Source organism: Shewanella gelidimarina, assembly GCF_023283945.1.
In the GTDB taxonomy this organism is placed as follows: Bacteria; Pseudomonadota; Gammaproteobacteria; order Enterobacterales; family Shewanellaceae; genus Shewanella; species Shewanella gelidimarina.
On record NZ_JAKIKW010000003.1, the window covers coordinates 194,641 to 214,973 of the forward strand.

22 protein-coding genes are annotated in these 20,333 nt (G+C 43.8%); 6 read left to right on the top strand and 16 right to left on the bottom strand.

Going from position 1 to position 20,333, the window contains the following annotated elements:
- Positions 1-28: 28 nt before the first annotated feature.
- The 8 genes from L2729_RS04320 to L2729_RS04355 all read right to left on the bottom strand — a co-directional run bounded on the left by L2729_RS04320 (position 29) and on the right by L2729_RS04355 (position 9,429).
- Positions 29-187 carry a hypothetical protein gene (locus L2729_RS04320; RefSeq protein ID WP_248987141.1) on the bottom strand — a complete coding sequence of 53 codons (159 nt, stop codon included), beginning with the start codon at positions 185-187 and terminating at the stop codon, positions 29-31.
- Between the two features lie 78 nt (positions 188-265).
- Complete coding sequence (locus L2729_RS04325) at positions 266-1,849, bottom strand: mannan-binding protein (protein WP_248987142.1); 1,584 nt, start codon at positions 1,847-1,849, stop codon at positions 266-268.
- A gap of 425 nt (positions 1,850-2,274) precedes the next feature.
- Entirely contained in the window at positions 2,275-2,955 is a 681-nt protein-coding gene (locus tag L2729_RS04330) for a helix-turn-helix transcriptional regulator (RefSeq protein ID WP_248987143.1), read from the bottom strand.
- 113 nt (positions 2,956-3,068) lie between these two features.
- Positions 3,069-3,539, bottom strand: a complete 471-nt coding sequence (locus L2729_RS04335) for a GyrI-like domain-containing protein (RefSeq protein ID WP_248987144.1) — start codon at positions 3,537-3,539, stop codon at positions 3,069-3,071.
- Positions 3,540-3,594: 55 nt separating this feature from the next.
- Positions 3,595-3,978 carry a VOC family protein gene (locus L2729_RS04340; protein ID WP_248987145.1) on the bottom strand — a complete coding sequence of 128 codons (384 nt, stop codon included), beginning with the start codon at positions 3,976-3,978 and terminating at the stop codon, positions 3,595-3,597.
- Between the two features lie 276 nt (positions 3,979-4,254).
- Complete coding sequence (gene nrfA, locus L2729_RS04345) at positions 4,255-5,658, bottom strand: ammonia-forming nitrite reductase cytochrome c552 subunit (protein WP_248987146.1); 1,404 nt, start codon at positions 5,656-5,658, stop codon at positions 4,255-4,257.
- Positions 5,659-6,037: 379 nt separating this feature from the next.
- A complete protein-coding gene (locus L2729_RS04350) occupies positions 6,038-7,717 on the bottom strand; it encodes an ammonia-forming cytochrome c nitrite reductase subunit c552 (RefSeq protein ID WP_248987147.1) in 1,680 nt (559 codons plus the stop codon).
- Between the two features lie 1,037 nt (positions 7,718-8,754).
- A complete protein-coding gene (locus L2729_RS04355) occupies positions 8,755-9,429 on the bottom strand; it encodes a YoaK family protein (protein ID WP_248987148.1) in 675 nt (224 codons plus the stop codon).
- Here L2729_RS04355 and L2729_RS04360 point away from each other — a divergent pair, their 5' ends adjacent.
- From L2729_RS04360 to L2729_RS04370, 3 genes are all read left to right on the top strand, one after another.
- Positions 9,430-9,642: a hypothetical protein gene (locus L2729_RS04360; protein ID WP_248987149.1), complete on the top strand. Its 213-nt coding sequence runs from the start codon at positions 9,430-9,432 to the stop codon at positions 9,640-9,642.
- Between the two features lie 269 nt (positions 9,643-9,911).
- Positions 9,912-10,202, top strand: a complete 291-nt coding sequence (locus L2729_RS04365; RefSeq protein WP_248987150.1) for a DUF134 domain-containing protein — start codon at positions 9,912-9,914, stop codon at positions 10,200-10,202.
- A gap of 9 nt (positions 10,203-10,211) precedes the next feature.
- Positions 10,212-10,724, top strand: a complete 513-nt coding sequence (locus L2729_RS04370) for a NifB/NifX family molybdenum-iron cluster-binding protein (RefSeq protein WP_248987151.1) — start codon at positions 10,212-10,214, stop codon at positions 10,722-10,724.
- A gap of 169 nt (positions 10,725-10,893) precedes the next feature.
- On the opposite strand, the gene L2729_RS04375 is transcribed toward L2729_RS04370, so the two are convergent.
- Entirely contained in the window at positions 10,894-11,775 is an 882-nt protein-coding gene (locus L2729_RS04375; RefSeq protein ID WP_248987152.1) for a DMT family transporter, read from the bottom strand.
- Positions 11,776-11,927: 152 nt separating this feature from the next.
- On the opposite strand from L2729_RS04375, the gene L2729_RS04380 reads away from it, so the two are divergent.
- The gene (locus tag L2729_RS04380) at positions 11,928-12,419 is read left to right on the top strand and encodes a MarR family winged helix-turn-helix transcriptional regulator (protein ID WP_248987153.1); all 492 of its coding nucleotides are present in this window, start codon (positions 11,928-11,930) and stop codon (positions 12,417-12,419) included.
- Positions 12,420-12,530: 111 nt separating this feature from the next.
- Here L2729_RS04380 and L2729_RS04385 read toward each other — a convergent pair whose 3' ends face one another.
- The 7 genes from L2729_RS04385 to L2729_RS04415 form a co-directional block, all read right to left on the bottom strand.
- A complete protein-coding gene (locus tag L2729_RS04385; RefSeq protein WP_248987154.1) occupies positions 12,531-13,529 on the bottom strand; it encodes a permease in 999 nt (332 codons plus the stop codon).
- A gap of 125 nt (positions 13,530-13,654) precedes the next feature.
- Positions 13,655-13,903: a thioredoxin family protein gene (locus L2729_RS04390; RefSeq protein ID WP_101093508.1), complete on the bottom strand. Its 249-nt coding sequence runs from the start codon at positions 13,901-13,903 to the stop codon at positions 13,655-13,657.
- A gap of 68 nt (positions 13,904-13,971) precedes the next feature.
- Positions 13,972-14,298: an ArsR/SmtB family transcription factor gene (locus L2729_RS04395; RefSeq protein WP_102039089.1), complete on the bottom strand. Its 327-nt coding sequence runs from the start codon at positions 14,296-14,298 to the stop codon at positions 13,972-13,974.
- 302 nt (positions 14,299-14,600) lie between these two features.
- A complete protein-coding gene (locus tag L2729_RS04400) occupies positions 14,601-14,852 on the bottom strand; it encodes a DUF2999 family protein (protein WP_101093510.1) in 252 nt (83 codons plus the stop codon).
- Between the two features lie 344 nt (positions 14,853-15,196).
- Positions 15,197-15,829, bottom strand: a complete 633-nt coding sequence (locus tag L2729_RS04405; protein ID WP_248987155.1) for a flavin reductase family protein — start codon at positions 15,827-15,829, stop codon at positions 15,197-15,199.
- Positions 15,830-16,053: 224 nt separating this feature from the next.
- Positions 16,054-16,440: a hypothetical protein gene (locus L2729_RS04410; protein ID WP_248987156.1), complete on the bottom strand. Its 387-nt coding sequence runs from the start codon at positions 16,438-16,440 to the stop codon at positions 16,054-16,056.
- Complete coding sequence (locus tag L2729_RS04415; protein ID WP_248987157.1) at positions 16,440-17,990, bottom strand: S41 family peptidase; 1,551 nt, start codon at positions 17,988-17,990, stop codon at positions 16,440-16,442. Before L2729_RS04415 ends, L2729_RS04410 begins: the two co-directional genes overlap by 1 nt.
- Before the next feature lie 660 nt (positions 17,991-18,650).
- Between L2729_RS04415 and L2729_RS04420 the strand changes: the two genes are divergently transcribed.
- Together L2729_RS04420 and L2729_RS04425 are read left to right on the top strand one after the other, a co-directional pair.
- On the top strand, positions 18,651-19,706 hold the full coding sequence (locus L2729_RS04420) for a cysteine synthase A (RefSeq protein ID WP_248987158.1): 1,056 nt from the start codon (positions 18,651-18,653) through the stop codon (positions 19,704-19,706).
- Positions 19,707-19,813: 107 nt separating this feature from the next.
- Positions 19,814-20,308, top strand: coding sequence for a peptidylprolyl isomerase (locus L2729_RS04425; RefSeq protein WP_101093514.1), 495 nt, complete (start codon positions 19,814-19,816; stop codon positions 20,306-20,308).
- Positions 20,309-20,333 lie beyond the last annotated feature (25 nt).

Here is a 20,333-nt window from a genome sequence, read left to right on the forward strand (position 1 = left end):
ATATACGGGGCTATTACTGTCATCAACCTTAAGCCTTACCGAGTAAGCTGGGTGCGTTTTTTTTAGCGCTGACAGGTGCTGGTTTTGCTGTTTTTATCTCAGCAAAAGAGGCATTGGCGCCAACTCCTGCACTGTGAGAATTGTAAGTTGTACGTTCAATGGGTTGCGATTGTGTTGGTAGTTTCATATCAATTTCCTTTTATATGATGAATAAAATATCAATACATAAATGATCAATTGCGAGCTGCTGATATCGGCCCAACGGTTATTTATTACAACAACCGCAAACTGTTTTGCCTAATTGCACCTTTGTCGTGGCATTCTGATTGCTCCATTGGCCATTCCATTTCAGTAACTCTGAAGATTTGGTACAGGTGGCTGGACAGTCCACACTCGCTTGAGTGTCGCTATTAATGATATTAGCCGCTTGCACATCTAGGCATTGGTTCGAGCCTACTGCAATGTCATCAAAAATGTGGCTTAAGCTATTGGATGTGGTATTGCTGATACCGCTTTCTTTACCTTGAAAGTTATGACAACCGAAGCAGTTGGAGACGAACCCGGCTGAAGGTGATGAGTCTCCATTAAGGTTTATCGCAGTAGTATTAATATTTTGATATTCAGTTTCAGCCACCGCATTAGCAAGTCTTAATGAACCTCTTTGGTTGCTTATTTGAGTGATGGCTTGGCCACCAGTAGGTGTTGTGTATGATCCTTGTTGAATATCACTTACCCATAATGCACCGACATTAAAGTAGTTTTTCAGCACGTTAAAATTGCCGGTTAAATGGGGCTGTACATTGGCATTTAATGTCTTAATAGAACCAGTGTTGTCATCAAACTTGAGATCACCTTTAGAGGATCCATAAGGGTACATCCGGCAGATTTCAGTAGGTGTGCCTGTAATGGTGTTCTGTTTTTTAGGGTTATTAAACTGGCACATGGCTTCATTATTCTTAAGTCCTGTAGCACAAGCTTGGCTAGCAAAAGACCAGCCTTTAGTGGCATCGGGCAGAGTACAATCTGGTGCATTGACCTTATGCTCAAAAGTAGCCCAAACAAACTCAGGGTGGTTTGGTGTCGCCACTGCAATATGAAACCCTATCATGCCCAGTTTGGTGAGCTTGCTGTCGCTTTGCTCTGACACGACAGGAGTAATATTGGCATCCATCGTCACGTACTGACTTGGGTCGTCACTGTCAGTAAGCACCTTCCAGGCGGTTTTCAATTCAGTGGTTCCACCGGGGAAGTTCTGTTTCTGTTGGATTTTTTTCACTTCACACATGTTTTTACTAAAACGCACATCGTAATAGACCACATTGCCATTTTGATCGTAAATGGTCGCGCCGCCTCCGGCTTGGCCAATCATCTCTGGAATGACAATGTCGGTGTCATTCTCTTCATGTTTGGCGGTGCGAATAAACAGGACTTGGGAGTCATGTATATCGTCACAAGAGTTGGCTGGAGTGCCATCGGCATTTAACTCAAGCTGATTAAACTGGGTATTATCTTGAAAGTTGATCACACTTGGATCGTTTTTAGATTGTGCCATTAAGTAGGCAAATGTTTGCCAAGAAAACTGATAGAAATCGCAAAATGAGCTGTCGCCTGGGCCATTACTTTGCGCGACCTCTGAGGGTAAGCTCGGCGATGTAAACCAGCTAGCCTTAGCTCTGCAATTATACGTGGTGGTGGGAGGAGTACTTGTTGCCGTTTTAGCCCGCACCACTAATTCACTGTCTTTATATCGCTCTTCAGATGTCGCAGCCTGGGTTATACCGTTACCCAATATACACAAAAGTAGCGTAGCCATTAATGTGCTTACATTCCTTGTTGGAGGCGTATTCATACTATATTCCTTTATTTAATGTGTCTGAAATCCACTTTGAGTCATAGCCAGCTGCGCATTGATATCGTGATACAGGTAATGGCAATAAGTTCGAATAATGAATATAGCCAAGTAATTCACGGGTTACTCTTCTGATAGTATTCTTCATAAAAATCAGAAGTTAAATCAATGCAGCATCGATGTTATTAACACTAATGGGCGTGGGGAAAAGGGAGGGTGTCAGTAAGGTTTTGTATTATTGCTGATTCGACTGTTTGCTGCTGTCGCTCTTTATCCAGTGGGAATGAAGTTTGTTGTGGCTTTGGGAGATGGGTTTGTGGAAAATATCTTTTCTAACTATGCGCAGATGCTTTTCTTGTTATCGATGCAGTTATCTACAGCAGCACGCATCATACAAAGCTTCCAGCAGTATATTTATTGTGGCACTAGCCATGCTCAGCTTCCATCAATGCGATGTAATCTTGCATCTCTTGACCTGGTGATATGGCAAAGTGTTGCGCTAACCCTGCCAGATTTATAATTCTGTCGACTCTGAAATTGCGAAAGTCATTTCGCAGCTCACACCATGCCAGCAGAGTCCAAGTGCCTTTCCAGAAATAGATGGCCAGCGGGCGCACCTCTCTTTGACTTATGTCCTCTTTGGCATCGCGGTAATCCATCAATAAATACTCTCTTAATCGAGATGCTTTTCGTAGCTGATCGAGAAACTTAAGCTCATCGGTATCGATGTAAAAGTCAGGTGCAAACATCAAAGATTGGTATTCTTGTAGTCGTGCAGGCAATACCGCTTCGACTTTTATCATTGCTTGTTTAGCGGCGCTGGCCAGCTCTTTGCCACCCCAAGCTTGCACCATACGCATGCCAACCTGAATCGCCTCAAGTTCAGCTTCATTAAACATCAATGGCGGTACATTCACCTCTTGCCGCAGAAGATAACCTACGCCAGCTTCACCCTCTATTGGAATACCATTTAAGCAGAGGTCTTGTACATCACGGTAAACGGTTCGAGTTGATACCTCTAGCCTTTCGGCCAGCTCTTTGGCCGTGGTTAAGCGGCGATGACGTAGGATCTGAACTAACTGAAATAATCTATCGGCGCGGCGCATGTTATACCAACTCCATTCAATATGTGCTTAATCATGCTGACAAACAACAGAGCCAAATTCAATCTTAGAGTAAACTTGGCTCTTATTTTTAGTTTGGCAAAGTAGGGTTAGTCTCAGGGCTTTATGCCGATATAGATCTCCACCCCATTGTTATCTAAATACATTTCATAATCAGTGAGGTAACAGCGTTGATATTCACATTTTTCGGAGGCGAAATAGCGCCATACTTCGCCCCAGAGGTTGACCACACATTGGGGCATCTCCCCTTGCGCACTAAACTTAAGGTACTCGCCTGCAATTAACGTAAGATCACAAATCTGATCTTGCGTAGCAGTGGTTCCAGCTAGCACTGAAAACTCACCCTCCATATCCGATTGATAATCGTAATAGACACCATACATTAGCTGAGTATTGCAGTGTGTTTGCATCCGCTCAGTAAAGTAACGCTGCCAAAGAGGGCCTATTTTTTGAGTGCTAACATGCTGTTCGGCAAGATTACTTGTCCTTGTGATTAAGCCAACAAGTTCGACTGCTGCTTGCGTTACCCGCTCAGGTGAAGCGACATCCTTGGTGATATTACTCATGTTCTCTCCGTTGAATATGGATTTCAAGCGCAGTGCCTAAGCCCGCAACTTCGTTTTATTTTTGCTGGGACCAAAGGCCAACAGTATTGCCTTCACAGTCTTGAAATAGCGCAATGAATCCGCACTCACCGTCTTTTATTGGCATCACTGGCAGCAACACTTTTACCCCAGATTGGGCTATTTTATCCACGAGTCCCGTGAGCTGTTGACTCAGATGAAGATAAAGCACACTACCATGGGCTGACGGCTGCATCATCTCATGTTTCACTAACCCGATGCTGGCGGCGTCTTTATCTTCTGTTTCTAGCACGGCCATCTCCATATCATTCATCACTTCACGTCTGAAACTGACGCCGAAATGCTGAGTGTAAAATGCGACGGCTCTGTCCATATCTGTAACGGGGATCTCGCCCCAAACTAAGGCTGCTTTAGGTAACATGATTAACTCCTTGTATGAGCTGAGTGAGCATTCGAGATGAAGGTCTTGGCTCAGCGACACAGCAAGAATAAAGCAGGGCTACTGACAGCGTGATGTCAGTAGAGATTCCACCGTTGTCGATAATGATGAATAAACAGGAGAATGGGAGCATTAGGTTGTTCAGGGATTGCTACTGTGGATAGCCGTTTTTCTGGGTCTTTAGAGGGGGTTATCGTGGGGGAGTGTCATTGAAAAATAGAGTTGCTCACTTCCGTGTGAGCGAGATACGTTAAAACGTTACTCTTTGTCGTATATTGCTTCGCGTAATTTAGCTTTTTCATCCCACTGAGGCAGTACTGTCTCAATAAAATGGGCCTTTTCGGCGTTTAGCTTGTCCATGTTTAAGCCAATAGCCGCTTGTGCTTTTGCCTTAGTTGAGATGTCAGGAATAGCGACAGGTTGCTTAACCCCTTTGCGACTCAATAATCTGGCAAGCTTAATACGGGCGTTAGCCGCTCTGTCGATAGCAGTGCCTAACACTCTGAGTGCTTCATCAGGGTTATGCATAGCGATACCGTGTGAAGCGGTAGCGTGATCCCAGCGCCATTGTGCGTGACGTATATCTTGCTGAATCGAGTGAACCTCTTCATCAGTTGCGCCCGCCGCAAGAGCTGCTGCAGTTTCATAATGAGCATGTACTAATTGTGTCTCAGCATGCATCTTCAGCTCATCAATCTTAGCCTTTCGCTGAGCAACAATATCTTGTAACTGCGCTTTAGTTTGATCATGACAACTTGCGCAGGTCTGTTCGAAACGATCGAATGGATTACCTACTCTATGATCGGTATATTTACGTCCTTCTTTATTGACCACTTTTGGCATATGGCAATCAATACAGGTAACGTTGTTTTGACCATGTATCCCTTGACTCCAAGTCTCGTAGTCAGGGTGCTGTGCCTTGAGCATTGGTGTTTTCGAAAGTTGATGCGTCCAATCAGTAAACTCTATTGAGTCAAAGTAGGCTTCAACTTGGTCCGTTTTTACGCCGTTATCCCAAGGGAATTTAGCGCTTTTGTTTTTGCCTTCGAAGTAGTATTCGACATGACATTGTCCACAGACCATGGCTTGTTTATCTTTTCGTCCAGCGGTTTCCCAGGTTAAGCCAATGCTTTCCATGGCTCGCTCTGCAAAAGGTCTAGCCATACGTAGCTTTGACGAACCGGGTTCGTGGCAATCTTGGCAACCGATAGTATTGACGACCTCAGGGCCACCTTTACTCCACTTACCTTCGAAGAATCCATCTTCTCCCTGCTCAGTGATCATTCTTGGTACATCGGGTCCCTTACAGCTCCAACATGCCATTGGCATCATGTCTGGATGGTCTGCATCAGGAGTACCGGTTCTGAGCGTTTCTCTGAGATCGGTAACGGCGTACTGATGACCTCGGGCGCGGGTATAATCTCGTGAAAAGGCATAACCTGCCCATAAGATTGCAAGATTTGGGTCTTCAGCTACTTCATCTGGTTTGTCACTGTAATCAGTGGTTTTTTTCCAGCTTTGGTACTGTTTTGGAAATTTCTTAGCATACTGCTCACTACGTGGATCCAGATCTTTATCTTGAGCATAGGCAAAAGATGAAGATACAAGCGCCACTGATATAAGTAAACTTATTGGCGCTAGCCTTAAAGCTATTGATTTCATTTACGTTAATTTCCTGTTTATTGATTAAATGGAGAACAGGAATAGGTGGGATATATTCAAGTAACCACAAGTAACAATAAAGATTCGACAGTGAATGTTAAAACCAATCGGAAGGTAAGAATAGTTTACTGTTTTTAATGATGTGTTAAGTATTTCTTAATTTATGAGTTACTTAACGACTGTTCATTCATTTGGGTATCGATGTGATGATGGCGATAGGAAAGGTGAGCTCAACATAGTTCGCTAATGCGGCGGTGATTATTGACCTTCGGTTCTTAATGGAAAAATAATCATAAATAGCAGAGATAAAAAAATGCCAGTCGGTGGGAGGACTGGCATTTCAGGTCGAAGACAATAGGTTACTTAACTACATTCGTGATTAACGTAGCTCAGCAGGCCATTCTTTTTTAACACGTTCTTCAACGAACTTGTCTTTAGCTGTTTTCATTGCTTCTAAATTAAGACCAGCAAGAGGTTGTACTTTTGCTTTAGTATCGTACTGAGTAGCGTCGTACGTATACTCTGGTGCGTACTTAGTGAGCAAGGTATCAGCTTCAATGATAGCCGTATCTAGAATAGCATTAGCTTTAGTAAGCAAGCGTTTAGCTTCTTCTGGGTTATGCGCAGCTATGCCGTGAGATGCGGTTGCACTGTCCCAGAACCATTGTGCGTTACGCACTTGACCCAATAAGCTGTTCATCTCAGTAGCCAGTTCGTTTCCTGCAGCAAGTGCGCCTTCATAGGCCGCTTTAGCTTCGCCAATAGTTTTGCCAGCGTCTAGACCTTCAATGCCATTTGCAGCCCAAATTGCTTGTGCTTTGAAATGTACTTCGGTTAGACGAGGGTCGGTACCGTTTGCTTCAAAACGCAATTTGTCGATTTCAGCTTTACGATCAGTAATGATCGTGTCTATATCTAAATAGTCGGCATTATGACAAGCAGTACAATTTGCGGGTAGCTTGTCTGCGTCAAATGTGACTTTATGGTTTGAGTACTCTTGGCCTTCAGAGTTAGTCGATTTAGGCATATGGCAGGTATTACAGCTAAACTCTAAATGGTTTGGTCCTTTGTGTTTAACGCGGTCTGACATGTTTTCAAACTCAGGGTGTTGCGCTTTTAGCGACGGTGCACCAGAGATGGCATTAGTCCAATCTTTAAAGTCGATGTTGTCGTAGTAAGCTAGCTGAGCTTCTGCTGCGTAACCTTTATAAAGATTATCAGTCCCTTCGTAGTCAGTAACATTTGCGTAATCGGTGTCAACAGCTGGCACCCAATGATCCCACGGGTAACGTACTTTCTTAGAATCGCCGCCGTCGAAGTAGTATTCTACGTGGCACTGAGCACAAGTTTGACCAGCTTGAACAGTGTGGTCTTGAGCCGCAAAGGTAAGCTCAACTTTGTCCATGGCACGTTCTGTGTATGGACGGCTTAGGCGCAGTGTATTTTCGCCTAATTCATGACAGTCGGCGCAGCCAATGACGTTAGTCATCTCTTTGCCCCAAACAGACCAGCCGTTATCAGCAAATTTCCCTTCGCCAACCTCGTCATACATACGGGCTACGTCAGGAGATTTACAAGACCAGCAACTTGCTTTCATCGCTTCACCAACAACGACGCCGTCGTGACCTACCAGTGGGGCGCCAGTACGAAGAGTTTTGATAATGTCCGTTAGTGCAAATTGGTGACCACGAGCGCGGTTGTAGTCTTTAGCAAAACCGTAACCCGCCCATGCACTCACTAGGTTTGGATTTATTTCCAATATATCAGTGGGTGCGCCTGATACTGGGTTAGTTTCTTCAGTTTCTAGCCAAGTAGTATGCTGATCAGGGAAGGTTTCTTTCCAGTTGTCGCTATTGTAGAAATCAGTCGCTACTGGTGGCACTACGACTGGTGGTACGACGACTGGCGGTACGACGACAGGTGGAACAGTGACACAAGTATTAGTGTTTGTATCTAAAATGGTACCATCAGAACAGGTCTTAGCTGAATCGTCATCACTATTACAACCGGATAATGCAGTCATTACTGCTACAGCGATAGCAAGCTTTTGTAATCTCATCATAACTCCTTTAAATAACTATATTTGTTATTTTACTTTTGATTATTTACTTATTTAGATTTATCTTATGCGTTAAAATGTTTATTTTTATTTGTACTATAGGTTTGTCTAATTTGTTTTCTATATTAATTAAACTCATCTAGTCTTATTAATATAGAACGGGTGCATTATTAACATGAGGGATGTTGTTGCTACACATTTTATTAACAACAACGTGAGTGCGATCAATAAATTTACAAAAGTGAGTTGTTAACAAAATAAGAAAAATCTAACAAATACCTAGTTGGGAGTACTACTTAGTGGGTACTTAGCTGTAGTGTTTATCAGCGATCCAGTTGTAAGTGCTTGTTCTAATTTAGTGAGTGACGTTTTTCTGCGCTAGAGTAAAATCTTCTTATTTGTAATGTAAATGTTTCATTTTTGGTGGCGATTTAGCTGGGGTAACTTAAAAATTACAACTGGAGTGTGTCGTAACGGTTTGTTTTTCTGAGCCAAATTAGTTAATTGTTTATTGTTGTTAGAATGCTTTAAATTAAATAATATATTTAATTTAAGTTGTGCTATTTATATTTTTAAAAAAGATTTATTAACGGCATTATATTTGTTGTTTTCTATAAGTTATGTTGGTAGGGAAGTTTTAAAGGGATTTGCATTTTAATATTATCTTATAACTATATGCTATTTTTTGTTTAAATTTGGAGGGGATAATTGATGTTGTTGGTTATTATTAATAAATATAATCTTAAAACAATGGAGGTTAAAGTATCTTTGTTGCTTGTTTTTCTGATTATAGATCCATTTTTTTCTGCTATTAATTGGCATAGTGCCGTTGAGGTTCTCGACTCTAAAGATAATGAGTTTTGCTAATGGGAATAGTGCTAGCGTGCTTGTTTGCTGATGAATCTTTACTGTAATGCTTAGGGAGATAATTTTAGGGGCCTAAATCACCAATATAAGTGATTTATAGGTATTCTTTATCACTGATAAACAGTTATTTTTTATCAAAACTAGCGCGATAATGGGCTGAGTTTGTACTGTTACCTGATAGTGATGATAGCTGTTTTTACTTTATATAGACGATAGCTGATGGCTAAAATGATGCAGATCCCAGCGGGAACACTGAGCGCGTAGAATTGAAAATGGTGAAATAGCACCGCGCCGATTGTACCGCCACAGATAAAGCCTGTGATGATAAGTAAAAACAGTACCGCTTTTCGTTTATCAAAAACTTCCCCTTTGAACCAACCTCCTAACATGATCCCAAGATCTGTAAATATCCCGGTGACATGTGTTGTTCTGACAATCGCGCCACTATAAGTTGTCGCCAATGCATTTTGCAATCCACAGGCCGCAGACGCCAGATAGTGGCCAAAATAGGTCCCTCCTTGCAGAAAATAAATAGCAGAAAGAAGCAGTGAGGCTTCGATAATAAGCAAGGTATCGTAATGGCGGCCGAGTTTAACTGAGCTTCCAGATAGCAGCGCACCCGATAATGTGGCCCCCAGCATAAAACTGACAAGGAGCCCAATAAGATGAAACAACACTTTAGGTGATGAGTTCAGTAACTGGGTGCCAACTAAAGTGGCGGTGCCAGATAGATGAGATACTGCTTGATGCTCAAACCCCATCAACCCAATCGCATTGATACAACCTGCAGTCAGCGCAAGAATAAAGGCGCCATATTCGACCCATTTGGGTAATTTTGATATCACATGAACTCCAGATTCGAGCGCGGTAAGTCGATGATTTTTTTTGCTGAGAGCGTAATGGCCAGTTTGTATAGCGTAGAGACTAATAGTGCCATGTCGCAATGTGTGAAGATTGTTTTAAACATCAAAGCGGTTTGTTTCGCTGTGAGTATTTTACCGCCTATCAAAGGGTTCAACTGTTTAGTCGATCGCAAAACTGATGTCACTCGCCGCTAACTTATCGCTAGAACTCAGGCTGTGAATACTCACCTAACCTTAGTCCAATATCTGAAGCGTTTATTAACCTGTTTTATCGCGAGCAATCGCGTATTGATAAATGCATATTCTCCGATAAGGTTAAGCGAGTGCGAATATTGACCAGTGTGAACTAAGCCACAGTTTGTTGATGGGTGATTGCAATACCATATAGTTATTGGCGTAGGCCAATAACTAGAGCAGCGATGAAGAATGGCTGTTTCATCTATATCCGTTGATTAGGCTGATTTATGTCCAGACCCAAAAAATGTCGACACTTATCCTGTTGCGCCCCCTATAGCCTGTTTAAACCTAATGGCGTTCCGTCCGTCGAACTGGAAAAAATTCAGCTCGACGCTGATGAGTTTGAGGCGTTGAGTTTGGGTGACGTGAAGAAGATGAGCCAACTCGACGCCGCGGCATCGATGGGGATCTCACGGCAAACATTTGGTTATTTACTCGCGAGTGCACGGCAAAAGGTGGCAACGGCTATCACTCAAGGTCATGCGCTGGTGCTACCCCAATCGGCCAACACCCAATAAGGAAGTTTTATGATTATTGCAATGCCAATGAGTCGAGGTCGACTCGCAGGCCACTTTACTAAAGCACAACGTATTGGCTTTTTTAATGAATATCATCATCTAGTGACGAGTTTTGACAACCCTGCACTCGCCGGTGGTTGTAGTGCAAAAAAAGCAATGCTGAATCTTATCAAAGAGCAAAAAGCCGATATTGTAATGGTGCAAAATATTGGCGAACGCATGCTGGGCAAATTACTCGATGCTGGAATAAGCGTGAGTCAAGGCGATAACAGCTTAGGCATCGAGCAGCTATTAACAAGCTGTAGCGATGTAAGTCTTAGACTGCTTAACGCATCAGAGGGCAGAGCCTCGCTTAACCATCTAAAAAAAGACGGTTGCTGCAGCAGTAATGGCGGTGGGTGTGGCTGCGGTGGTGGTGCTGAGGCACAACCTTTATTGAGTAAGGTGGCTCCAGATAGCGGAATAGAGAGTGCAACCCGGAGCGTAAAAGTGAATTACGCTGGATTTAGACCGATAAACTAGCTTTATCTTCAAGCAATAGCGCTAGCTCTCTTTGTTGCAAGTGGAGGGGTTTGAACGCAAGGTACTGTTTTTAATGACAAGGTCGTTATTAATGGTGGCATCAACGGTAGCTTTAACGCTACCGTTGATATTTGTTGTTATTGCCACTTATATTTAATAATCAAGGTTTTCAGCTGCCCCTAATACGTTGGCGGAGCATTTGGATTAAGGTGGGTGCGATAGACGCTAGGATCATGCTGGCCATCAATAAATACTGCTGTGGCGTAAATGATTCTCCTAACAAGACCATGCCACTCACAATGCCTGCTACCGGATTGGCGATGCCGCCAAAGGTAAAGTCGACGACCGTCATACGCTGTAATAACCACACATACATGATGTAACCCAGCACGGTATTGAGCAGAATTATCCAGCCCAATCCAAAGCCGTTAGTCATACTAAACTGCTGTATGACACTGACATATTGTTCAGGGGAAAACAGTGCATGAATGGCCGCGGCAACTAACAGCAACACCCCACCAATAATCAACTGCCAAGTTAATACCGTCCACCAATGAATGCGTGTCCCGAGTGCTTTAATAATGGTGCTGCCGACCACAATGCAGCTAATAGCAGCAAACATCGCCAGTAATCCGAGCGGATTTAGCGTGATAGCACTGGGGTCAAATAGCCTCCAAGCCAAGATGATTAACACCGCTCCAAATACAGCCTGCAGTGAATTAGGGCGTTTTTTACTGATCACCCAATGAAAAAGCATGGCAAAAACAGGCACAGAAATCATGCCTACGCCCGAAATTGCCGAGGGTAATGTGAGTGCCATAATAAAAATCAAGCTAAAGAATGCGGCAATGTTGATGGTGCCTAACTTAATCAGTACAGGCCAATCCGCTTTCTTGGGCAGGCTAGGCTTAAGGGCAAGTAAGATCAGTCCTGCTGGCAAAGCACGAATGGCACCGAGCAATAAAGGGGGCCAGTCAGGCAGCGTAAACTGCGTCATAGCGTAGGTTGTACCCCAAAAGAATGCGGGGATCATAGCGAGAAAAATATTCATAGACTGCCTTGTTATTATATATCTTCACGTAAAGATAAGTGCTGATTGTGGGGCCATAATATATTTTTGTAAAGTATCTTTTTATCAAGTATCTTTACGCTAAGTTTATTTTGACTGTATTTAGTCGCTTAGAAAATAGAGTAAGGTGGAAAATGGAGGATATCGATAAAGTCGTCGCACAATGGGGTGAACAGAAACCACATTTAGACACGGTACCAATGGCAATTTTTGGACGTATTATGCGTTTGCAAAAGCATATCGAAGCGGAAGTTGCTGCTTGCCATAAGCACTATGGGCTAACGATGGGCGAATTTGATGTACTCGCGACATTACGCCGCGCGGGTGAGCCTTTTAACTTGACCCCGTCAGCCTTGTTGTCGTCGATGATGTTGACCTCTGGCGCAATGACAAATCGTTTAGATAAGCTTGAATCTAAGGGGTTTATTGAACGGGTGCACAGCACTGAAGATCGCCGTAGTGTTTCTGTTGGTTTGACCGAAAAAGGCTTTGCCACCATTGATGATGCTATTGAAGCTCACGTCCGTGTGCAGCATAAGTTGGTTCAACAACTATCTGATACGGAAAAACCAGAATTAAATCAATTGCTCAAAACGTGGTTAGCCGCTTTTGAAGGCGGTCAGTAATAGAAAACCCCCTCTCTTTGAAAAGAGGGGATAATGGTTGTAGATGATGTGATAAATCATCTTTGGGGCCTAAGGCGACGTTAAGTAAACCATAACCTTGCTAGCTAGCCGTTAAACCAGATTTAACACCCAACCTAGAATGGTAAATGACACCAGTAGCAGTACAAATAAAAGTGCCAATAAACGCCATTGCATTACTTGCTTTAACATCACGAATTCTGGGAAGCTAACGGCAACAGTACTCATGCAAAATGCCAGTGTCGTTCCTAATGGTACGCCTTGTAGCAACAAGCTTTCTAATACGGGTATTACGCCTGTCGCATTGGCATACAGTGGGATCCCCATTAATACTGCAAGAGGAACAGACCACCATTGGCCATCACCTAAATTGGCTTCTAACCAGCCAGCAGGCACAAACCCATGTAGCGCCGCGCCTATGCCTACACCGATAATGACCCATTTCCATACTCGTCCAAATATCTCAACCGTTTCAGACTTAGCAAACTGATGTCGCTGTTGCCAGCCCATCGTGCTAGCAGCTTGGGTCGATGATTGGCCTGGTGGTATTGCTGTTGCGGTCGATAGTTGGCCTCTAGCATAGGCTTTAGCGGCTAAGGGTTGTAACCAGCGCTCGGCTTTTAATAAGTCGAGTAGCGCGCCACCTAATATCCCTATGGTTATGCCCGTTAAGACATATAACAGGGTGACTTTTAACCCTAATAAGCTGAACAGTAATAGAATCGCAACTTCATTGATCAAAGGGGAGGTGAGCAAAAAGGCCATGGTAATACCGATGGGGATGCCCGCGGAGGTGAAGCCTAAAAACACCGGAATACTAGAGCAAGAGCAAAAGGGGGTAATTGCGCCAAATCCAGATCCTAAACCATAACCGACCACTTTGGGTTTGCCTGATAAATAGTCACGTACTCGCTCAACATTAAGTGACGCTCGTAACCAGCCAATGGCATAGATCATCACGATCAGCAGGGCAAATATCTTGGTGGTGTCTTCAACAAAAAAATGTACCGCTTGGCCAAGTTGGTTTTGGCTGGATAAGCCTAATAAATCATAAACCAGCCAATCGGCAAGTACTGAAAACCAAATCAACATTGGTTTACCTCGCTAAAGGGGTTAGAGAAAGTTAGCAATCGTCGTTAGCCGTCACTAGCGCTCTCTTGCTAGCTCACTGATGACTATTTACCGATGACGAGCTATAGATAAATAGTGACAGACGCTTATTGAGTGTTGTTAGCTTGATTTAATAACAGCTCAATTTCAGCATGGGAAGGCACATTCCCCGCGCTCATTACCACGCCATTAATGACAATAGCGGGTGTCGACATGACACCATAATCTAGAATGGTTGTCATATCGGTGACCTTTTCAAGTTCAAAGTCTAGCGCTAATCCCTTGGCAACTTGCTCTACATCGGCGGCTAAGTTGGTGCACTTTTTACAACCACTTCCTAATATTTCAATTTTCATATTGTTGTCCCATTTTTAATTAATGTACGTAGATTATTGCGATTAACACTTAGCAAAGTGTGTACTGTTTAAGAGGGCTTAAGCAATGCGGCTTGAGCTTTGGCATTCTTTTCCAATACCGCCTCAACACAGCCAAACATTTTTAATAGGCAAGGGGTTTCAAGGCGATAAAAGATCTTTTTTCCATCGCGGCGGCTACTGATAATTCCCGCCTGTTTTAATACCGATAAATGTTTAGATACCGTTGAAATATCGGCGTTAACACCATCGGTGAGATCGCAAACGCAATGCTCTTGTTGCTGTAATTGTTCTAACAGCCATAGACGTGTTGGATGCGCCAGCGCTTTGAGCACTGCTGCACGAGCAGTTAGTCGCAGTTGTTCCTGTTCTGTCATACCAATGTCCTTCGTGGGTAACCCGATAGGCGTTCAATACTTTATCATTTGGCAAAGTGACCAAATGTTATGGTGCAAGTATAGCGCAAAAATTTTATTGATTATCGTGACCGAGGGAACAGTTCTAGTAAGTTTGCAAACAAGAGGATAAGTCTAATAGGTTGTTAATGGCTGTTAGGGAACAATGGATTGTGACGGAGATTAACAGTGAGCTTTTGAAGATAAATATCGAGGGCGGTGACTTGTTTGGAGGTGTGGGGAAGGAGAGTTGATTAACTCTCTTCCCACAAAAATCTTTTTTGTTACTGTTGTAACTGAGCTTTTGCTGCTTCAACTTTTGAAAAATCTAATCCAAGCTCGGTGACAGCTTCTTTAATTAGACCTGGCGCTTGCATTACTAAGCCCATCATCTGTTGCAGCTTTTCTGCTGGAATACCTAACTGGCCAACGGTCGCCATCGCCATCATTGGATTTTCAGTCAGTGTTTGGAACAGCTCACTGATTTGTGCGTCACTGATATTGTGTTCTTTTAAGATAGCAAGAATCGGATTCATTGAACTGCCTTCATATGCAAATTAAGTAAAATAGAGGGGGGATTCTATCACTCATGGCAGCTAATTCGATGCTTTGGTAAAATAAAATTATCTGATGTTGAAGCGTATCGAAGAAGAGTAATCAATGAATGTTTTCGATTCAGTAGCTTACAGTTTACTTTTGTGGGATGGATAGCTCAAAGACAAACGCGTTAAGTGATAAGGACTTGGGTAGTTATAGCAGAATATCTTTTTGTATTATTTATGACGGTTCTCTTGCAATGCTTGGTTCATTTTAAAGATGAAGCAACGTACCTTAGTTAGCTCTGAGGTACGTTGTTTTGCTGACAAGGTATTCAGTTAGATTAAGGCGCTTTAGGGCGTTGCAAATCGAAGCGGTTTTCTTCGGTAATGCTGTAGTAAGCAGTGGGGCCGCCTGCGCGTAATATCGGTTCAGCTAAGGCGGTTTGATAAACGCCGTCAGCGCTAATCAAATGCTTGGCGATATGTACGGCGACCACTTCGCCTAATACTAACCAGGTATCAAGTTTCTCGCCGTTGGTATCTTGCAATTGGATCAGCTGTGTCAGCTTACATTCGAAGTTGACGGGGCTTTCAGCCACTCTGTCCGCGGCAACAACGTTTCCTTCAATGGGCGTCAGCCCTGCAAACTCAAACTCATCCACTTCATTGGGTAGGGCGACTGAACTTTGATTCATTTTCTCTGCAAGTTCTCTGGTGGCTAAATTCCAGATGAACTCTTTGGTCTCAGCAATATTAGCGACACTGTCTTTCCAGCCGATGCTGGTGAAACCAATAATCGGAGGGCGATAGTTAAAGCAGTTAAAAAAACTGTAGGGAGCAAGATTGCGCTGTCCTTGAGTGTTTCGTGATGAGATCCAACCTATTGGCCGCGGACCTATAATCGCATTTAATGGATCATGGGGCAGTCCATGGCCTTTACTGGGTTCGTAAAAGTAGCGGTTATCTTCGTTCATCGTTATCTTTCCGTGATGGCTGTCAGAGGTGCACAAGGCAGGCTCAACGTCTCAACTTCTCGAGGTATTGTCAACCAGCCAGTGCCGGCCCATTGCTGATACTCATAAGTGATGCGGATATTGACTGAAAACTTAAGGTTGAATCAATTACGTAATTTGTCGCTACTCTTTTTTGCACGCAATAAAAAAACGTCTAAAAAGACGTTTTTTCGTTATTGGATAACCTATTCAGCTTGGCATTTTAGCTCGGGCAAAGCCCTTGTTTCATCACTGTCTGGCAGTTTAATGGAGCAAACATCGGCTTGGATCATCAGCTGCACCATTTGTGGCATCTCATCGTTTCTGCCCATAATTAATTGGCCACTAGGGTCTTTATGGGGCGCACGTTCAATGGCCAGCAAACTGCTTTGAGTAAATGCTGTTTGGCCTATTTGTATCTTGTTAGCCTCGAGTAAACTGGCAATGGCTTGCTCGAGCAGGCGAGTGTTATTGGCAGTCGATGATACTAATACGGCAGGTACCGCTTTAGTGTCATTTTCAGCAAAAGCACTGCAGCCACCTAGGCCGATCACGCCCATTGTAAGCACGGTGCCAAACACTCGCCGTAGCATTATAAAGCTCCTTTCATATCGATAATGATACGGTTGTTTTGCAAGAACGACTGGTTACGCTCATCTTTTAGCATAAAGCCTTCATCGATAAATTCATTGGCGGCTTGAGAGCGAGCAACGCTGGCGGCAACTGCTGGGCAGCGCTCGTTATTTCGATAATAAAGCGCGGCACTTAATAGACGTTCATCGGTATCACCCAATGCATGCCCTAAATCATCATCAAGCATACAACCTTGAACTTGGCTGGCTAATGTTGGGCTTGTTGAAGGCACAAAGCCGTCAGAGTACTCACCAAAACCTTTGTCATTCACCCCTTTAAACTGAATGGTGAAGTAGGTGGTGTCGCAGTTGGGTGTTGGATAAAAACCGTAGGGTTTGCCGCAGGTTGTTCCGCCTAATTGAATGACTTCTATATCGACACCGCGTAAGCCGTTCATTAACGCTTCACTGGCAGAACAAGTGCCTGAGGTCGTAAGCACATACACTCGTTTAAGATCGAGTGTTGGAAGCGTGGTACCGCCAGTGAGTAAAGCAGTATTAAAGCCCAGTGTTTCGTCTATAAAGGGCATCGGCGATAAAGCCTGATTGGTCACTGGGTTGCTATTTGGATATTTGTCATTGAAGCTGGTTTCTTCAAAGGTGCGGTTGGCGGTGGCGTCTCTACCGGCAATCATGTAGCCGAGTTGGCTTGCCATCGCGAGTAATCCCCCGCCGTTATACCTAAGATCGATGACCAGATCGTTAATACCTGCTTGGCTCAATGTGGTCACGGCATCAAATAATCCACGTTCAGCGGTGGCAATATGAGAATTAAACTGCAGATAACCCACTTTACCGCTAGTGGTTTGAATGGTTTTAGTATTTTGCACCGGGGTCGAGACTATCGTTTGTGCTGTTAATGTTACCGTTCGATCGGCTGCAGCGCCAAGATCGCGCACCGTAAATGTCGTTTGCTTACCATTTTGGTTTGGAAATAGGCCTGCATTGATGATGTCGATACTGGCACTATCACTGGCATCTTTTACGTTCACGCCATCAACTTCCACAATAACCGCGCCGCGATTCAGGTTAGCATCGCTGGCGGGAGAGCTGGGCTCATTGTATGTGATGGTCACGTTACGGGCACCGCTTTGGGAACCGTTAGTGAGCTTGAAACTCATACCGTATCCAACAGAGGCACCAGACTGATTCAGCTTCTCCCACTCGTCGGTTGACATTGAGAAGTGGAAGTTATCTTTTTTATTGCCGGAATCTGATAGCTCGTCGGTGACCAAAAGATCAAAATACTCAGCAACTGTGTATGGCGCTGGGCTGAGATCGACAATCTCGTTGTACCAAAGGTAGGTATCATTACTCCATGAACGTAACCAAAGCTTTTCAGTCTCAGCGCTACCGGTTTGATTGGCACTGCATTGGTTAACTAAACTAGAGTCATTAGCAAACTGACCTTGCACCCAAGCTGTTGTGTCAGAACCTCCACCACCACAAGCGGATAACCCAAGTGTAGCGACGATAACCAGCGGCAGCAATTTTGTTGAACCCAACATCATAAATAATCCTTTGGTTTTGCTAATATAGTTAACAAACCGGAATGCAATTAGTAGTGGTTGCAACTTTATTACAAATGAAACAATTTGTAATGTAAATTCGCTTTAATGTAAGCCTTAATGTTGATGTTTTTGGTTGGGGTTTGACGATTGATCTTGCCAGCGACTTTATTATTTCGGCAAAGAAGATGTTAATGGCTGAGTATATTGAGTCGTTAGTGCGAAACATTAACGTGTGAGATACAAAGGGTGAGCGTCTTTCATTACACTCAAATGATATTGTAAGCATCTTATTTTGTTCGTTATGATGTTTTCTGCCGTAGTTTTTAGGCTGAGGACGCAAAGGAGAAAAGTTCACTCATTTGAGGCTGAATACAACAAACTTTAGCTTTAGTCCGTGTATTGAGGCTTGGCTCAATAGTTGACATATCAAACGTTGAAGATGATGAGAGTCCGCAGTGTACTCGGCGGTCTAGGCTGGGTCATATAATTACAGACAAATTGTACTTTCATCCTGTGCTACTGTAGATAAAGTCGTATTATTAATTGTTTGCCCGCTATCACCATTGGCCATCACCGCTCTATTGCGATACTTGTTGTCGCAACTTGCTTAATAGCGGTTGGGCCTAGTCTTTATTATTACTGCTACAGATAAGGCAATCTATGAAATATCCCTCATTATCGAGCAATATCACTCAGCTTATAGGTCATACCGATCTGCTGCGGATCGACAGCTTATCCACGCTGAGTGGCTGTGAAATTTTAATTAAATGTGAGCAACAAAATCCTGGTGGTTCGATTAAAGATCGTGCTGCACTGCAGTTGGTTACCGATGCCATTGAAAATGGCAAGCTCAAGCCGGGCATGACGATTGTTGAAGGTACAGCGGGCAACACCGGTATTGGTTTGGCGCTGGTGGCTAAAGCGCTGGGGTTCAACATGCTGGCGGTGATGCCACGGGGCCAAGCATTAGAAAAAGAGCAGATGATCACTCTATACGGTGCCAAACTCATGTTGGTTGATGCTTGCCCATTTGCCAACCCCGATCATTTTTACCATACGGCTAGGCGTCTGGCGGAGGCTAATGATGATTATTGGTGGGCCGATCAATTTGAAAATACCAGCAACAGCAAAGCGCACTATCAGCACACTGGGCCAGAGATCTGGCAACAAACCAATGGCAACATCGATGCGCTAGTGTCGGTGGCGGGCACCGGCGGCACGATTGCGGGCAATTCTCGTTATTTATCAGAACAAAACCCCGCGTTGCAAACATGGTTGGTCGATCCCGGCGGTTCGGGCATATACGCCTACCTGAAATCAGGTGAGTATGTATCAAGCGGAAGTTCGTTTACCGAAGGGATAGGGATCATGCGCCTTGTTGAGAACTTTAAGCAGGCTAAAGTCGATAAAGCGATCACCTTGCCCGATCTCGACCTTATTGCTATCGCACGTCACGTTCAGCGTGAGGACGGCATTGTGCTCGGCAGCAGTGCAGCGCTGAATGTTGCAGGGGCACTCTATGCCGCGGCGAAAATGGGCAAGGGCAATACGATTGTGACTTTTTATTGTGACTTAGCAGAGCGTTCTTCGTCCAAGCTGTATAACGCAGAGTTTCTTAATAGCAAAGGCTTTAATCAACCGATTGAGTCGCTTGAAGAGATGTTTCAGCGATATAAAAACCAAGCTAGTGAGGCGGTGGTTAATGTCGCGCGTTAACCCCGTGAGAGCGATGTGCACTTTTGCTTTAAAGAAGTGCAAAATCGAGATAGAGGCTAGCAACACAAGGTATACTATGCGCTCTTTTTTGCGGCTTGCGAGTTGATATGATTATTTTTACCACTAACTTTGGCGATATTGAGATAGAGCTCGATTTCGACAAAGCCCCCGTTAGCGCTAAAAACTTCCTCAAATATTGTGAAGATGGTTTTTACCAAGGCACCATTTTTCATCGGGTGATTAAAGGCTTTATGGCACAAGGCGGTGGTTTTACTGCTGAAATGGAAGAAAAGCCAACCCGTGCTGCTATTGTCAATGAAGCCAATCGAGGCCTTAAAAACCTCAGAGGTACGCTTGCGATGGCACGTACTGATGCACCGCACTCTGCTACTGGTCAGTTTTTTATTAATTTAGGCGACAATGCATTTCTTGATTATACCGCGACGACTAATGCAGGCTGGGGTTATGCTGTGTTTGGTAAGGTAACGGCGGGAATGGATGTGGTCACTAAAATAGGTCGAGCTAAAACGGTTTCTCAAGCAGGTCATGACGACGTGCCTAAAGAGCAAATCATTATCGAAAAGGTCACTATTAAGGATTAATCACTCCCGCCTAAAACCACTTACT

What these genes read in the sequence shown, in the direction of transcription:
- L2729_RS04350 (WP_248987147.1), bottom strand. Translation starts at nt 7,717, where the DNA reads ATGAGATTACAAAAGCTTGCTATCGCTGTAGCAGTAATGACTGCATTA.
- L2729_RS04330 (WP_248987143.1), bottom strand. Translation starts at nt 2,955, where the DNA reads ATGCGCCGCGCCGATAGATTATTTCAGTTAGTTCAGATCCTACGTCAT.
- L2729_RS04425 (WP_101093514.1), top strand. Translation starts at nt 19,814, where the DNA reads ATGATTATTTTTACCACTAACTTTGGCGATATTGAGATAGAGCTCGAT.
- L2729_RS04320 (WP_248987141.1), bottom strand. Translation starts at nt 187, where the DNA reads ATGAAACTACCAACACAATCGCAACCCATTGAACGTACAACTTACAAT.
- L2729_RS04395 (WP_102039089.1), bottom strand. Translation starts at nt 14,298, where the DNA reads ATGACAGAACAGGAACAACTGCGACTAACTGCTCGTGCAGCAGTGCTC.
- L2729_RS04370 (WP_248987151.1), top strand. Translation starts at nt 10,212, where the DNA reads ATGATTATTGCAATGCCAATGAGTCGAGGTCGACTCGCAGGCCACTTT.
- nrfA (WP_248987146.1), bottom strand. Translation starts at nt 5,658, where the DNA reads ATGAAATCAATAGCTTTAAGGCTAGCGCCAATAAGTTTACTTATATCA.
- L2729_RS04390 (WP_101093508.1), bottom strand. Translation starts at nt 13,903, where the DNA reads ATGAAAATTGAAATATTAGGAAGTGGTTGTAAAAAGTGCACCAACTTA.
- L2729_RS04325 (WP_248987142.1), bottom strand. Translation starts at nt 1,849, where the DNA reads ATGAATACGCCTCCAACAAGGAATGTAAGCACATTAATGGCTACGCTA.
- L2729_RS04410 (WP_248987156.1), bottom strand. Translation starts at nt 16,440, where the DNA reads ATGCTACGGCGAGTGTTTGGCACCGTGCTTACAATGGGCGTGATCGGC.
- L2729_RS04340 (WP_248987145.1), bottom strand. Translation starts at nt 3,978, where the DNA reads ATGTTACCTAAAGCAGCCTTAGTTTGGGGCGAGATCCCCGTTACAGAT.
- L2729_RS04380 (WP_248987153.1), top strand. Translation starts at nt 11,928, where the DNA reads ATGGAGGATATCGATAAAGTCGTCGCACAATGGGGTGAACAGAAACCA.
- L2729_RS04400 (WP_101093510.1), bottom strand. Translation starts at nt 14,852, where the DNA reads ATGAATCCGATTCTTGCTATCTTAAAAGAACACAATATCAGTGACGCA.
- L2729_RS04415 (WP_248987157.1), bottom strand. Translation starts at nt 17,990, where the DNA reads ATGATGTTGGGTTCAACAAAATTGCTGCCGCTGGTTATCGTCGCTACA.
- L2729_RS04385 (WP_248987154.1), bottom strand. Translation starts at nt 13,529, where the DNA reads ATGTTGATTTGGTTTTCAGTACTTGCCGATTGGCTGGTTTATGATTTA.
- L2729_RS04420 (WP_248987158.1), top strand. Translation starts at nt 18,651, where the DNA reads ATGAAATATCCCTCATTATCGAGCAATATCACTCAGCTTATAGGTCAT.
- L2729_RS04360 (WP_248987149.1), top strand. Translation starts at nt 9,430, where the DNA reads ATGAACTCCAGATTCGAGCGCGGTAAGTCGATGATTTTTTTTGCTGAG.
- L2729_RS04375 (WP_248987152.1), bottom strand. Translation starts at nt 11,775, where the DNA reads ATGAATATTTTTCTCGCTATGATCCCCGCATTCTTTTGGGGTACAACC.
- L2729_RS04405 (WP_248987155.1), bottom strand. Translation starts at nt 15,829, where the DNA reads ATGAACGAAGATAACCGCTACTTTTACGAACCCAGTAAAGGCCATGGA.
- L2729_RS04365 (WP_248987150.1), top strand. Translation starts at nt 9,912, where the DNA reads ATGTCCAGACCCAAAAAATGTCGACACTTATCCTGTTGCGCCCCCTAT.
- L2729_RS04335 (WP_248987144.1), bottom strand. Translation starts at nt 3,539, where the DNA reads ATGAGTAATATCACCAAGGATGTCGCTTCACCTGAGCGGGTAACGCAA.